This is a genomic window from Sphingobium sp. S6, assembly GCF_905120495.1.
GTDB classification, from domain to species: Bacteria; Pseudomonadota; Alphaproteobacteria; order Sphingomonadales; family Sphingomonadaceae; genus Sphingobium; species Sphingobium agri.
In genome coordinates this window covers 1-13,164 of record NZ_CAJHOG010000006.1, presented here as the reverse complement: position 1 = coordinate 13,164, position 13,164 = coordinate 1, and the positions used below count along the sequence as shown (strand labels likewise).

Annotated in this window: 11 protein-coding genes; 5 read left to right on the top strand and 6 right to left on the bottom strand. The window is 62.9% G+C overall.

What is annotated here, in order from left to right:
- The first annotated feature begins 117 nt into the window (after positions 1 to 117).
- The gene (locus SPHS8_RS15255) at positions 118 to 2,502 is read left to right on the top strand and encodes a TonB-dependent receptor (RefSeq protein ID WP_236575196.1); all 2,385 of its coding nucleotides are present in this window, start codon (positions 118 to 120) and stop codon (positions 2,500 to 2,502) included.
- A 165-nt stretch (positions 2,503 to 2,667) separates the two neighbouring features.
- On the opposite strand, the gene SPHS8_RS15250 is transcribed toward SPHS8_RS15255, so the two are convergent.
- The 4 genes from SPHS8_RS15250 to SPHS8_RS15235 are packed head-to-tail and all read right to left on the bottom strand — an operon-like array spanning position 2,668 to position 7,644.
- Positions 2,668 to 3,459, bottom strand: a complete 792-nt coding sequence (locus tag SPHS8_RS15250) for an SDR family NAD(P)-dependent oxidoreductase (RefSeq protein WP_097092950.1) — start codon at positions 3,457 to 3,459, stop codon at positions 2,668 to 2,670.
- Positions 3,460 to 3,491: 32 nt separating this feature from the next.
- Positions 3,492 to 4,913, bottom strand: coding sequence for an efflux transporter outer membrane subunit (locus SPHS8_RS15245; RefSeq protein ID WP_201516292.1), 1,422 nt, complete (start codon positions 4,911 to 4,913; stop codon positions 3,492 to 3,494).
- A gap of 8 nt (positions 4,914 to 4,921) precedes the next feature.
- Positions 4,922 to 6,469 (bottom strand): MDR family MFS transporter, encoded by a 1,548-nt coding sequence (locus tag SPHS8_RS15240; protein ID WP_236575195.1) that lies wholly within the window; start codon positions 6,467 to 6,469, stop codon positions 4,922 to 4,924.
- Positions 6,466 to 7,644 (bottom strand): HlyD family secretion protein, encoded by a 1,179-nt coding sequence (locus SPHS8_RS15235; RefSeq protein ID WP_201516291.1) that lies wholly within the window; start codon positions 7,642 to 7,644, stop codon positions 6,466 to 6,468. Before SPHS8_RS15235 ends, SPHS8_RS15240 begins: the two co-directional genes overlap by 4 nt.
- Positions 7,645 to 8,044: 400 nt before the next feature.
- Here SPHS8_RS15235 and SPHS8_RS15230 point away from each other — a divergent pair, with 400 nt between their 5' ends.
- On the top strand, positions 8,045 to 8,560 hold the full coding sequence (locus tag SPHS8_RS15230) for a nuclear transport factor 2 family protein (protein WP_201516290.1): 516 nt from the start codon (positions 8,045 to 8,047) through the stop codon (positions 8,558 to 8,560).
- Positions 8,557 to 9,630 (top strand): alcohol dehydrogenase catalytic domain-containing protein, encoded by a 1,074-nt coding sequence (locus SPHS8_RS15225; protein ID WP_201516289.1) that lies wholly within the window; start codon positions 8,557 to 8,559, stop codon positions 9,628 to 9,630. Before SPHS8_RS15230 ends, SPHS8_RS15225 begins: the two co-directional genes overlap by 4 nt.
- 143 nt (positions 9,631 to 9,773) lie before the next feature.
- On the opposite strand, the gene SPHS8_RS15220 is transcribed toward SPHS8_RS15225, so the two are convergent.
- Entirely contained in the window at positions 9,774 to 10,175 is a 402-nt protein-coding gene (locus SPHS8_RS15220) for a VOC family protein (RefSeq protein WP_201516288.1), read from the bottom strand.
- 87 nt (positions 10,176 to 10,262) lie between these two features.
- Here SPHS8_RS15220 and SPHS8_RS15215 point away from each other — a divergent pair, with 87 nt between their 5' ends.
- Both SPHS8_RS15215 and SPHS8_RS15210 read left to right on the top strand, forming a co-directional pair.
- Positions 10,263 to 11,366 (top strand): DUF1214 domain-containing protein, encoded by a 1,104-nt coding sequence (locus tag SPHS8_RS15215; RefSeq protein WP_236575194.1) that lies wholly within the window; start codon positions 10,263 to 10,265, stop codon positions 11,364 to 11,366.
- Complete coding sequence (locus SPHS8_RS15210; RefSeq protein WP_201516286.1) at positions 11,345 to 11,827, top strand: nuclear transport factor 2 family protein; 483 nt, start codon at positions 11,345 to 11,347, stop codon at positions 11,825 to 11,827. Before SPHS8_RS15215 ends, SPHS8_RS15210 begins: the two co-directional genes overlap by 22 nt.
- Before the next feature lie 225 nt (positions 11,828 to 12,052).
- Here the strand turns inward: SPHS8_RS15210 and SPHS8_RS15205 are convergent, their stop codons facing one another.
- Positions 12,053 to 13,000 carry an alpha/beta hydrolase gene (locus tag SPHS8_RS15205; protein WP_097092943.1) on the bottom strand — a complete coding sequence of 316 codons (948 nt, stop codon included), beginning with the start codon at positions 12,998 to 13,000 and terminating at the stop codon, positions 12,053 to 12,055.
- Positions 13,001 to 13,164: the final 164 nt, after the last annotated feature.

Below are 13,164 nucleotides of genomic sequence, written 5' to 3'. Positions count from 1 at the left end.
CGCATCGGACATGTTTCTTCATGTTCGGGCTCAACAGGCGCTTTTTCCGGTGTAAAGCGCGCCGACAACGATAAATGCCGCACTGTTGACGAAGAACAACTGTGTTTGGGAGGATATATGAAATCCATGTTGCTTGCGGGCGTCACCGCAATTCTCGTTCCTTTTTCCGTATCCGCAAACGCGCAGGAACAGTCTTCCGCCGCGCAAGAGCCTTCGACGAGCCTGGGCGACATTGTCGTGACCGCGCGCCGTTCCGCTGAAACGCTGCAGGACGTTCCCGTAGCTGTGACCGCGCTCAGCGGCGACTTCATCGAACGGCAGAATATCTCCGATCCGACGGACGTGCCGAACTTCGCGCCGAACATCACGATCGAACAGCAGCCGTCCAGCCTTTCGGCCGCGACCATCTACATTCGCGGCATCGGCAACAACGAGCCTTCCGCCGTGTCGGAACAGGGCGTTGGCGTCTATCTCGACGGCGTCTACCTCGCTCGCGCGGCTGGTGCCGTGTTCGACCTTATCGACCTTGAGCGCATCGAAGTTCTGCGCGGTCCGCAGGGCACGCTGTTCGGCCGCAACACCATCGGCGGCGCGCTGCAGCTGATCACCAAGAAGCCCGCCAATGACATGGCCGTCACGGCCAAGGCTGGCTACGGCCGCTTCAACGAATGGTACGCGCGCGCGCGCCTCGACACCGGCTATATCCTCGGTGACGTGCTGAAGGCGTCTATCGCCTACCAGCATCGTGAAGGTGACGGCTACGTGGACAATATCCTGACGCCCGCCCGGCAGGACCCCGGCTCGCTCAACGCGGACTCGCTCGCCATCGGCCTGCAGGCGGACCTCGGCGACGTCACGGTCAACTACAGCTTCGACTATGACAACCGGAAGGGCACGCCTGCCTTCTTCCAGATCGTCGCGGCGACGCCACAGGCGCAGGATTATTATTCGCAGTCGCCCAGCTTCGGCGGCGCGCCGTTCCTCGTCAGCCCGGATCGTCAGGGCACGGTCCAGCAGGCGGGCTTCACCGACCGCAATGGCGATTTCCGTTACGGCAGCAAGACCCGCGTTCATGGTCATGCACTGACCATCAACTATGACGCCATTCCGGAACTGACACTGAAGTCGATTACCGGATACCGCAAGTTCTTCCAGGACACGATCCTGAACCTGTCGGGTAACGGTGTACTGCGTGGTCCAGTCGTGGACTTCACCTCGCCGACGCTGGTTTCCGTCCAGGATGTCGTTCCCTACACCGGGAACAATGCACCGCAGAAACAGTGGCAGTTCAGCCAGGAATTCCAGGCGCTCGGTAAGGTCGGCGACTTCAACTACCTGCTCGGCATGTATTATTTCTACGAAAAATCGTCGGAATATAACCAGCAGGCATTGACGATTTTGGCGCCGCCTGCTGCCCTTGATTTCTACGGCTTCCCCGTCGGCACGGGTGCCGCAGTAGCGGCGGCCAACCCCGGCCTCGCAACGGTCGGCATCAATGCGACGCCCGTTCAGGCCTTCGGCGGCACGTCGCAGTCGATGGCGCTCTTCGGTCAGGTGAGCTGGAAGCCTGCCTCGCTGGACGAGAAGCTCGAAGTGACCCTCGGTGGCCGCCATACCGCTGACGACAAGACCATCTATCTCGCGGGGGATGTTTTCCCCGTGCAGCGTGGCCGCCGCAGCTTCGACAATTTCTCCTGGCTGGCGTCGGTGTCCTATGAGGTCATGGATGACGTGATGCTCTATGGCCGCGTTTCGACCGGCTATCGTTCGGGCGGCATCAACCCGCGCGGCGGCACCATCAACGGCTTCGATCCGGAAAAAGCCACCTCTTACGAGGCCGGTATCAAGTCGCAGTGGTTCGACAACCGCCTGCGCCTGAACCTCGCTGGTTACATGACGGACTATGATGATCTTCAGGTCCAGCAGTTCGCCGCGGGCAGCGGCGGCGCCACCTCGTTGATCGTGAACGCGGGTAAGGTGCGCCTGTCGGGCTTCGAAGCGGAACTGACCGCAGCGCCGTTCCAGGGTTTCCAGATCGACGGTTCGGTCGGCTATGTGAAGCATAACTACAAGACGTTCCTCTTCCGCGATCCGGGCACCAACACGGTTCTCGATGTCGCTGACGAGGCACGACCGCTCTACACGCCAAAGTGGAACGTCCATGTCGGCGCTGAATATTCGCACCCGATCGGCGGTGGCGACACGCTAGTCCGTCTGCGTGGCGACTATTCCTACCGCTCGAAGATCTACTTCAACGCGCTCGACAACACCGCGCCGTTCAACGAACAGATCGTCTCGCCCAGCCAGACCAACGTCAAGGCACGCCTGTCTGTGGAAGGCATCGACCTTGGCAGCGGCAAGCTCGACGTAGGCGTCTGGGGCGACAATCTGCTGAACCAGCAGCGTCTTGTCTACGGCATCGACTTCGGTGCCCTGGGTTTTGCCGGTGCGACGTTCAACAAGCCGATCTCCTACGGCATCGACGCCAAGATCGCCTTCTGATCACCCCCAACATTCCCCTCCCGCAGGCGGGAGGGGTTAGGGGTGAGCGCGAGCGAAGCGAGCTTCGACGCAAGCCTTTGAAGAACAAGTCCGAGGTGGCGCTAACCCACCCCCTGACCCCCTCCCGCCTGCGGGAGGGGGAATGGCATCTACCGGAGTCGACGTCTAATTAACCGTCGATCCCCCATCCACGGCAATGCACTGGCCGCTGATCCACTCGCCATCCTGGCTCACAAGCAACGCCACCATCGCCGCGATATCCTCCACTTCGCCCAGACGCGGAGACCGGCCCCTTGCCAGCACCTCCTGCTGGAAATCGGTCGGCATCGTCTGGCGAAGCTCTGGCGTGATGATCAGGCCCGGCATGATCGCATTGGCCCGGATGCCCTGCTGGCCCCAGCCGCTTGCGACATGACGCACCAGCGCGTTGATCCCGGCCTTTGCCATAGCATAGCAGGGACGTACCGGCTCCGCCGCGATGGCCGCTGCTGACGAGGTATAGATCATCGCGCCGCCTCCGCGTTCCAGAAGCTTGGGCACGGCATGGCGCGTGATCCGCAGCATGCCCTTCAAATTGACGTCCAGCGTGCGCTCCATCACCTCTTCGGTCACGGTGAGCGCATCGCTGTCCGACATCAGCACGCGCAGGTCAGCAAAATTGGCATGGACCGCGTCGATGCCGCCAAAGCTGCTCGCCGCGCCGTCGATCAACGCCGCGACCGACGCGTCATCCGTGGCATCGAATGCATAGCCAACAGCCCGACTGCCCATCGCGTTGATCTCCTCGACCAGGCTGTCGATCTTTGCCTTTTCACCCGCCGGCGCGGCCACGGCGACGGTCGCGCCCTCCGCCGCCAGCCGCAAGGCCGTGCCCCGGCCAATGCCGGTGGAGGCGCCCGCCACCACGACGGCCTTGCCTTCCAGGCGACGGCAACCCCGCGCATAATTCGCGTTCATCCATACTCTCCTATTTCGTTTCTTATTCGCAACTATTTAGAAGGTTCAGCGGTGCCCACCCCCTGCCAACCGAGCCCCAAAGCTTTTTCAACACTGATAAAGCTGCTGGTCAACGCCGCCGCCGCCTGGACCCGCGCCTGCGAAGCGTTCAAAAGCGAACGGCGGCTTTCCAGATAATTAATGCGTGAAATCGTCCCCGCCTCGCTCCGCTGCCGCGCAAGTTCGGCCGCCGCTTTCCCCTGTTGCTCCGCCCGCACTAGATCCGCCAGGCTCTCGCGCTGCCGCTGGAACCGCGCCAGCGATCCCTCCGCATCCTGCAACGCTCCCAGCACGGCCGCCCGGTAATCCGCCGCCGCCTCGTCCCGCTGCGCCTCCGCCGCATTGATCCGCGCCCGCGCTTTGCCAAAGTCGAGGAAAGACCAGCTGATCCGCGGCACCGCCGCCACCGTGAACTTGTCCAGGTCGACCAAATCTTCCGGCGATGATCCACCGAGGCCGATCAGCCCGAGGAAACTGATGTGCGGAAAGCGCGCCGCGTCCGCCACGCCGATCCGCGCGGTCTGCGCCGCCAGCTTGCGTTCCGCTGCCCTGATGTCGGGGCGACGCTGCAACAGCGCAGCTGGATCACCGACCGCGACTTGCGCAGGCGGCAAAGGTAGGGGCATCGGCGCATCCAACATGCCGTCGAGTGAACCCGGAGCGCCGCCGGTTAGCACCGCCAGCTTGTCTTTCAGCGAATCGATTTCTGCCCGCATCGGCGCCAATCTCGCCCGCGCTCCGTCCCTGTCGGATTCCCGTTGCAGCAAGTCGCCGCGCGCAATCGTCCCGCGCTCGAACCGCTGCCGGGTGAGGGCGACTTCCTCATCCTGCAAGGCCAGGGCCTCTGCGCCCAGCGCAAGCCGCTGCTGCCGGTCCCGCAGATCGACATAGCTTTGCGCCACTTCCGCCGACAGGCTGACGCGCGCGTCTTCCAGGCTTGCCTCGCTTGCCGCCACATCGGCCCGGCTTGCCTCGACCGCGCGGCGGGAGCCGCCGAAGAGATCCAGCTCCCAGCTCGCGTCGAAACCCAGATTGTAAAGGTCTAATGTGGTGGCGCCCCCGTCCTCGGACTGCCCGGGTAAACGCGCCTTTGCATAAATGGCTGATCCGTTGATCGTCGGCAATTCATCCGCCCGCCTTTGCCGAAGCGTGGCGCGCGCCTGCCGGATACGGGCGGCAGCAGCGTCCAGACGCGGATTGCCGCTCAGCGCGCGGTCGATCAACTGGTTGAGAACCGGATCGCCCAGGCTCGTCCACCAGGGGCTGGCACCGTCAACCGGCTTGCCGTCGGCATTGCCCCTGACGAAGTTTGGCGGCGGGGGAGGGGCTGCCTCTTGTGGCCCCCGATAGTCGGGGCCAGCGGTACAGGCCGTGGCCAGCAGGAGGATGAAGGCAATGGCGGATCGGTTACGCATCGGCGATCTCAATGGGCGGCCACGGGTGCGGCATGCTGTGGCAATGGGCGAAGGAAGAAGACGAGCGGCGCGGTGCAGAGGATGGCGATGATCAGCATCCAGAACAGGTCGATATAGGTCATGGTCAGCGCCTGCGTATAAATGCCTTGCTCGATCATGCGGTAGGCTGCCTCATGCCCGCCAAGCGCCTGCGCCTGCATGTCCACATAATTTTGCAGGCCAAGCCCGTTGGCGGCGAGGTTTTCCTCCATCCGGCGGCTGTGGAGCCACAAGCGCTGATCCTGCATGACCGCGATACCCGCCAGCGCGAAGGAACCGCCCAGGTTGCGCGCTGCGTTGTACAGGCCTGACGCGTCGGCGGCCAGCGACGTGGGCACCGACCGGATGGCAGCCTGATTCAGGAACATCATGACGCAAATGGTGCCGACCCCGCGCATCAGCTGGGAATCGACGAAGTCGGCGCCAGTCGACGCCGATGTCAGCGACGTTTCGATATAGGTGCTGAGGATCAGCAGGGCCAGTCCAACCAGCACCGACAGATGGATCGGCACGGTCCGGATCGCCCATGGCATGAACGGCATCATCAGCACCATCGGTATCCCGGAAAGCAGGACGATCTGCCCCGATTGCAGCGCGTTATAATGCGCGATCGCCGTCAGGAACTGCGGGATGACATAGGATGTGCCGTAGATCACCATGCCGATCATCATCGCCATGATGAACACCGCGCCGAACTGCCGGTCGAGCAGCAGCCGCAGCCGGATCACTGGCCGCTCCGAACGCATCTGCCCCGCCAGCAGCATGGCAAAGCCCGCGACCGCCGTGATGGTGAGCCAGATGATCGTCGAGGATTCGAACCACTGTTCCCGCTCGCCTTCCTCCAGCACGACGGTAAGTCCGCCGAGCCCAAGGATCAGGCCGAACACGCCCAGCCAGTCCGCCTCGCCGATAAGGTCCAGCCGCGCCCGCTCATGTGGCAATGCGACGAACAGCAAAAGCAGCAGCGCAAGCCCGACCGGAAGATTGAGGAAGAAGGCATAGTGCCAGCTCCAATTCTCGGTCAGCCAGCCGCCCAGCACCGGCCCCATGATAGGCCCCAGGATGGCGGTCGCGCCAAAGAGCGAGTTGCCGACAGGTTGCTGGTGGCGGGGCAGCCGCGTCGCGATGATGGTCATCGCCGTCGGGATCAGCGCGCCGCCCGTGATGCCCTGGCCGATCCGCCCGCCGATCATCACCGGCAATGTCTGCGCCATGCCGCAGATCATCGAAAAGAGGACAAAGCCGATCGTCGCGATGATGAGGAAATTGCGCAGCCCCAACAGCCGCTGCAACCAGCCTGCCAGGGGGATGATGACGATTTCGGCAACGATGAACGACGTCGCGATCCACGTGCCTTCCGTCCCGCTGGCGCCGATTTCGCCCTGGATGATCGGCAGGGCCGAATTGACGATGGAGATGTCGAGCATCGCCATCATCGCGCCCAGCGTGCCTGCCGCAACCGCGAGCCAGTCCGCGGCGCTCGCGCGCTGCGCTGTCTCAGGCTGGGCTGCGTTCACTTGGCGGCTTCCCGCCGGACCTGCTGGTTACTCTTGAGCCGCTCCAGCTCTTCGCGAGCCGAGCGCGTGTCCACAGATACGCCGACGGACATGCCGGGCAGCAGCAGCTTCTTGACCGAGGGGTCAGCATCGATCGCGATCCGCACCGGCACCCGCTGAACGATCTTGGTGAAATTGCCGGTCGCGTTCTGCGGCGGCAGCAGCGAGAATTGCGCGCCTGTGCCGGGCGCAAGGCTTGCCACATGGCCATGCAGCGTCATGCCCAGCAGAGCGTCGACCTCGATCTCCGCTGGCTGCCCCTGCCGCATCAGGCCGAGCTGCGTTTCCTTGAAATTCGCTTCCAGATACAGCTGTTCGACCGGCACGACGGACATGAGGCGCAGGCCCGGCTGCACGAACTGCCCTACCCGCGCGGAAAGGTCGCCCACCCGCCCGGCGATGCTCGCGCGGATCACCATGTCGCGGACATTGCGCTGCGCCGCCTCAAGCTGGGCGCGCGCGCTTTGGCCCTGCGCCTTCGCCTGGGCGATCTGCGCTTGCAGGCTGGCGATGCGCCGTTCCGCGCCCGCCGTCGTCGCGCGCTGGGCCGCGACATCCTGCGCCGCCTGCGCCGCCTGGGTGCGAAGCGTCGCCAGCTTTTCCCGCGGTTCCGCTCCACTCGCCGCAAGCGGGGCATAGCGCGCCACCTCGGCTGCGGCAAAGCGCGCCTTGGTCTGCGCCGCCGCCAGCATGGCGCGGGCTTGCGCGATGGCGGCTTCCTGTTCGCCGATCAGCGCTTGCGCATTCTCGGCATTGGCCGCTGCCAGATTGATCTGCGCCTGCCCCTGTGCCGCCTGAGCCGGGTAATCCGGCGCTTCGATCCGCAGCAGCGGTTGACCAGGCTTCACATCCTGATTCTCATGCACCAGCACTTCGCTGATATAGCCGGACACGCGGGCGGACACGGTGACGCTGTCGGCCTGCAGATAGGCGTCTTCGGTGCTCTGCTGATATTTGCCATATGTCTGGTGGCGTATGAACCAGATCGCCCCGATGATCAGCACGATCACGGCGGCCGTGCCCAGGATCAGGCCCAGCTTGCGCCGCTTCGGGCTGCTCGCGCTATCATGAACGTCTTCGTCGGGAAGGGTCCCTGCCTCGGCCCTGTCGGTCAACGGCCCCTTAGCTTCGGTCATATCATTCCTACCGTCTCGGCTTTACGGCGACGGCTTAGGGTTTGCCGCAGGCGGAAGGCAAGTATTTTTCCGATTCGAAATCGGAAATGTTGTCAGGTCAGCAGGAGGATCACGCTCAACCCTATAAGCGCCGATGTACCGCTAGCCAGGCACAGCAATCGAAAGGGACATAACAAGAATATGGTGCTGTCAGGTTCCATCCTCTTCCCCATATTTTAACGTCGGGGTTACCAGAATTATAAACGATCTCCGCGATAACTCCAAATCCCTTTGCGCAGATCCGCCTGCTACGAAAAACAGCGGTTCGTCTCTTTTTGCGCTTCCCCTATGCGCAGGATAGCCGCTATTCGACATCGTGGAACGATAACAATCCGGCCTTGCGACCGGAATGGAGAGAAATATGTCGCAGTCATTGCTCGACCGGATTGCGCTGCACGATCTCGTCATGCGCTACTGTCGCGGATGTGATCGCCGCGACTTCGCTCTCGTGCGAACCCTCTATCATGATGATGCGATCGACGATCATGGAGCGATGTTTCAGGGCGGGCCCGATGCGTTCGTTGCCTGGCTACCTGAAGTGACCGCGCATTGGAGCCTGACCCGCCACAGCATCACCAACAGCCTGTTCGTCGTTGACGGTGACCATGCCGAAGGTGAACATTATGTAGAGGCCTGGCATCGCACCCATGGCCCTGACGCCAAGCTCTTCATCGCCCTCGGCCGCTATCTCGATCGATATGAACGGCGGGATGGCGAATGGAAATTCACCTATCGCAGCCTCGTTTTCGATCATGGTTCGATCGTGCCGGTTGATGAAGGAGCATTTGAACGGATGAGCAAGGATGCACCCAATGGCCGCGCGGATCGGGATGATCCGTCCTTCCGCTATCCCCTGCTGGCGGGGTTGAGCGCATGAGGGCCGCGCTTTGGGACGGACAGTCGCTCTTCGTCAGTGACACCGTGACACTTCGCCCCGTCGGGCCGGGCGAGGTCCGTGTCCGCGTTCTGCGGTCCGGCATCTGCCACAGCGACATAGCGATGCTGACGCCGCACCTGCCCAACCTTCCGGTTGTGCTGGGGCATGAGGCCGCAGGTGAGATCGCGGAGCTCGGCTCGGGCGTAGAGGGCTGGTCGGTGGGCGACCATGTCTGCGTGGGTACGCAAACACCGTGCGGAGAATGCCGGGAGTGCCAGCGCGGGGAGCCGCATAATTGCGACATCAATTGGGGCATGGCGCCCGGCTTTCCCTTTACCCTTGATGGAAAGCCGGTCGCCTCTTTCGCCAATGTCTCCTCCTTCGCCAGCGAAATCGTGGTGAAGGCGTCGCAATTGTTCGCGATCGATGACCTGCCCCTGGATCAAGGGGCGCTGATCGGGTGCGCCGTTTCGACGGGCGTCTGCGCCTCGCGCGTTCTCGGCCGAGTGCGCGCCGGGGATACCGTCGCCGTTTTCGGGGTGGGCGGCATCGGCGTCAACGCCATCCAGGGCGCGGCGCGGAATGGCGCGAATGTGATCGCCGTCGATGCCAATCCTGCAAAGGAAGCGACGGCGCGGCAATTTGGCGCCACCGCCTTTGTGCTGGCAGACCCCGCGCAGGACAGCGATGCTGCGGCGGCCACTTTGGCTCGCGACCATGGCCCCATCGATGTGGTGGTGGAGTGCAGCGGCGCGGTGGGCGCCATCAACACCGCCTTGCGCTGCACGAAGCGCGGCGGCCGCGTCGTGCTGATCGGCATGTCCCGTCCCGGCGCAGAAGCGGCGCTCCCGCTCGGCAGCTTCGTCATGGGTGGTGAGGTGATTGCGACCATGAACGGCGGCGCGTTGCCGCAGCGCGATTATCCCGAACTCATCGCGCAGGCGCGGGACGGCCGACTGAACATCGCCGACCAGATCAGCGGCATCTGGCCGCTCGACCGGATCAATGAGGCGATCGCCGCGCTGAAGGCGGGGGAGGTCACCCGCGCCGTCATCGATCACGAACTGTGATGAAGAGCATGATCTTTCACGCAAGCGTCCGCTACTCTACGTCGCCCCGGGCCTGACCCGGGGTCCCGCTGCCTCTGCAACATCAGATAAGAGGTGGAACCCCGGACCGCCTCCGGGGCCGATCAATCCAACCCGATCATGCTCTAGGCATTCATGGTCTGCAACAACTCGACCCGGTGGCCCTGCGGATCGATGATATAGGCAGCACGCAAGCCATGTTCGGGGATGTCGGTCGCGGCGACCTCGATCGATCCACCGGCAGCAGTCGCCTTTTCCAGCGTCGCGTCCAGATCATCTACGACGAAGCCCGTCGTCGCCTCTCCTGTGGCAGGGGGCGTCCGGTTGGGATAGCTGACCAGGATGAAGTTGGGCGCGGGCGGCTGAGCGCCAGCGGTCTTGAGGATAACCTCGTTCATCAACTCTTCGCCTTCGCCAAGGTTGAGATAACGCACCACCTCAAGGCCGAAGAGTTCTGTGTAGAAACGTTCGGCAGCGGCAAGATCCCCGACGATGATCTTGGTGAAACTGAAGGCTAGTGCGGTCATCCTCAACCCCTTTCACGTTACGCATTTATGTGAGACAATCTCTGTCTTAGCGCCTGAAAATGGCGTAAGCCAGATCAACTGATACGCATGTTGGAGAGAATGATGGCCGAAGAGGCAGCAGGTGACATTCGGTTGTCGGCAGTTTGGCGGAATTTCTGCGATCAACTGGCGCAGGCTGGGGAAGTTCTGGATCGTTCCACTGCGCCGGGAACGGCGATCGATCAGGCGGAAGGACTGCGGTATCTTTCCCGACTGACCCGCACGGCGCTCAACATGCTGGTCGATTCCAGCGATCCGGATTTCCCCCGCATCTTCCTGTTGACCGACGACGCGATCAAGATCGGCGCCGACAATCCGGACAATCTCTATCAGCAGATCGTGGTTCGGGGCGATCGCGAATATCGCATCACCGGCAAGCGGAACAGCGTTCCCTATTTTTCGATAGGATCGAAGGCGAATCGCTACGCTATCGACGGCACCATGGCCTCGACCGGCGAGATCGAGCTTGCCGACATGCAGTTTGGGCCGGACGGCAGCTTCGAGATCATTGTCAGCAAGACGAAAAAGCCGGGCAACTGGCTTCCGATGGCGGATGACACGACCTTGCTCATCATTCGCCAGACCTTCAATGACAAGCGGACGGAAGTCGCAGCGGATGTGCGCATCGAACGGATCAGCGAAGGGCCCGCCGTGCCCGCGATTCTGGCGCCGGAAACGATCGAAGCGCAGTTGAACGGTGCCGCCGCTTGGGTGCGCGGCACGGCCAACACCTTCGCCGACTGGTCGCAATGGTTCATGGAACAGCCCAACCGCTTTTATGAGGGCAAGGAACAGTCGGTCTATCAGCGTGCCGGTGGCGATCCGAAAATCTGGTATGGGCACATCTATTATGATCTTGCCCCTGACCAGGCGCTTGTCATCACCGCAAAGCCGCCCCAGTGCCGCTTCTGGAACTTCCAGATCGACAATTGGTGGATGGAATCCATGGACCATGTGAACCGCAAGGTGTGGGTCAATGGTGCGCAGGCCAAATATGAAGAAGATGGCAGCGTCATCCTGGTCTGCGCCGACAAGGATCCGGGCTATGGCAACTGGATCGACCTGTCCGGCCATCGCAAGGGCACCGGCCTCTGGCGCTGGATAGAGGCTGACGAGCATCCGGTGCCGCAATGCAAGGTGGTAAAGCTCTGAGCGCGCCTGCCGATCTCGCTGCGCGTATCGCCATCCTTGAAGATCGGGAAGCGATACGCGACTTGATCGCCAGCTACGGCCCCTTGGCCGACGCGGGCGATTGCGCGGGCGCTGCTGCCCTTTGGACGGAGGATGGCGTCTATGAAGTCGGCGGGTTCGGCAGCTACTCGGGCCGCGCCGCGATCCAGGCCTTGCTGGAAGGGGAAAGCCACCAGTCGCTGATCCATGGCGGCGCAGCCCATGTCCTTAGCCCGCCGGTCATCGATCTTGACGGTGACAAGGCGACCGCCCGGACCTATTCGGTCGTCTTCCGCAAGTCCGGCGATAGCTGGGAGGCCCATCGCGCCTCCGCCAATAGCTGGCATCTCATACGCATGGGCAAGGAATGGAAGGTGGCGCGTCGCGTAAATCGCTTGCTTGACGGATCAGCCGACGCCCGCGCGCTGATCGGCGGCCAGTAGCGGCCGGGGCCAAGAGCCGTCGCGGACTGTTCAGACTGTGATCGTCTTACGGACGCATCCGCCCCTTTCCGTCACCCCGGACTTGATCCGGGGTCCCGCTACATCGTCAGCGTCAGATAAGAAACGGGCGCCGGATCAAGTCCGGCATGGCGATCACTTGAATATGATCATCCTTGGCCGAAGGGCGGCTCCAGCCTCGCGGCGCCGCCCTTCGCCTCATATGGTTCACGCAGTCTGGCGCGCGGCGGCGAACTGCTTCTTGGCAAAAGCGCATGCGTCGGCCATCGCTTCCTGCGCGCCCGGCAGGAACCCCAGCCATGAAACAAAACCGTGGACCATGCCCGGATAGCGCTTCACTTCGACTTCCACCCCGGCCTTTTCCAGCACCGGGCCATAGGCTTCCACCGCGTCTCGAATGGGATCGCACTCGGCGGCGGCGATAAAGGCTGGCGCGAGGCCCTTGTGGCTCTCGGCCTTCATCGGACTGGCGCGAAAATCATCATAATCGCTTTCGTCCTTGATGTGCAGTTCCCAGAAATAATGGGCATCTTCCAGGCGAAGCACGGGGCCGTTCGCGAATTCAAGGGCTGAACCTTCTTCCGGAATCGGATGGATGCCGGGGCCATACCAGTTGATCTGCGCGGCGATGCGCGGCGCGCCGGCGTCGCGTGCCAGGAGGGCGCAGGCGCTGGCCAGCACGCCGCCCGCGCTGTCTCCCGCAACGGCGATCAGGGCAGGGTCGCCGCCCAGTTCGGCCGCATTCGCCGCCGCCCACTGGGTCGCGGCCCAGCAATCCTCGAACGCCGCCGGAAACTTGTGCTCGGGCGCCAGGCGATAGTCCACGGACACCACGATGGTCTCCGCGCCCGCCGCCAGTCCGCGCGCGATCATGTCCTGCGTGTCGAGATCGCCGACGACGAACCCGCCGCCATGGAAATAGGCAGTGACCGGGAAAGGCCCTTTCCCCTCTGGCGTATAGATGCGCACCGGTATTTCACCGTTCGGTCCCGGGATCGTGCGGTCGGAAACCGACGCCAACGACACCTGCGGCGGCGGCAACTGGATCGAACTCGACCGCACCGATTCCCGCAATACGGGTACGGGAATGTTCCGTATCGGCGGCCATTCCGGCTGATTGGCGAACATGGCCTCAAGCTGCGGATCGAGCGGCATCTCTATTCTCCTCGTTTCAATTCTGCAGTTTCTTCATTAATTCACACAATCGCGTCGCCGGATTTATCGTCACCCTCTTGGTTCTCGTGGCATAGCTAATCCGCGTTCAGCGATGATGTTGCGCTGGATTTGGTCTGTGCCTGCGTAGATGGTGTCGGATCGTG

Coding starts and splice junctions, on each gene's coding strand:
- SPHS8_RS15255 (WP_236575196.1), top strand. CDS start 118: ATGAAATCCATGTTGCTTGCGGGCGTCACCGCAATTCTCGTTCCTTTT.
- SPHS8_RS15245 (WP_201516292.1), bottom strand. CDS start 4,913: ATGCGTAACCGATCCGCCATTGCCTTCATCCTCCTGCTGGCCACGGCC.
- SPHS8_RS15225 (WP_201516289.1), top strand. CDS start 8,557: ATGAGGGCCGCGCTTTGGGACGGACAGTCGCTCTTCGTCAGTGACACC.
- SPHS8_RS15210 (WP_201516286.1), top strand. CDS start 11,345: ATGCAAGGTGGTAAAGCTCTGAGCGCGCCTGCCGATCTCGCTGCGCGT.
- SPHS8_RS15205 (WP_097092943.1), bottom strand. CDS start 13,000: ATGCCGCTCGATCCGCAGCTTGAGGCCATGTTCGCCAATCAGCCGGAA.
- SPHS8_RS15250 (WP_097092950.1), bottom strand. CDS start 3,459: ATGAACGCGAATTATGCGCGGGGTTGCCGTCGCCTGGAAGGCAAGGCC.
- SPHS8_RS15220 (WP_201516288.1), bottom strand. CDS start 10,175: ATGACCGCACTAGCCTTCAGTTTCACCAAGATCATCGTCGGGGATCTT.
- SPHS8_RS15215 (WP_236575194.1), top strand. CDS start 10,263: ATGTTGGAGAGAATGATGGCCGAAGAGGCAGCAGGTGACATTCGGTTG.
- SPHS8_RS15230 (WP_201516290.1), top strand. CDS start 8,045: ATGTCGCAGTCATTGCTCGACCGGATTGCGCTGCACGATCTCGTCATG.
- SPHS8_RS15235 (WP_201516291.1), bottom strand. CDS start 7,644: ATGACCGAAGCTAAGGGGCCGTTGACCGACAGGGCCGAGGCAGGGACC.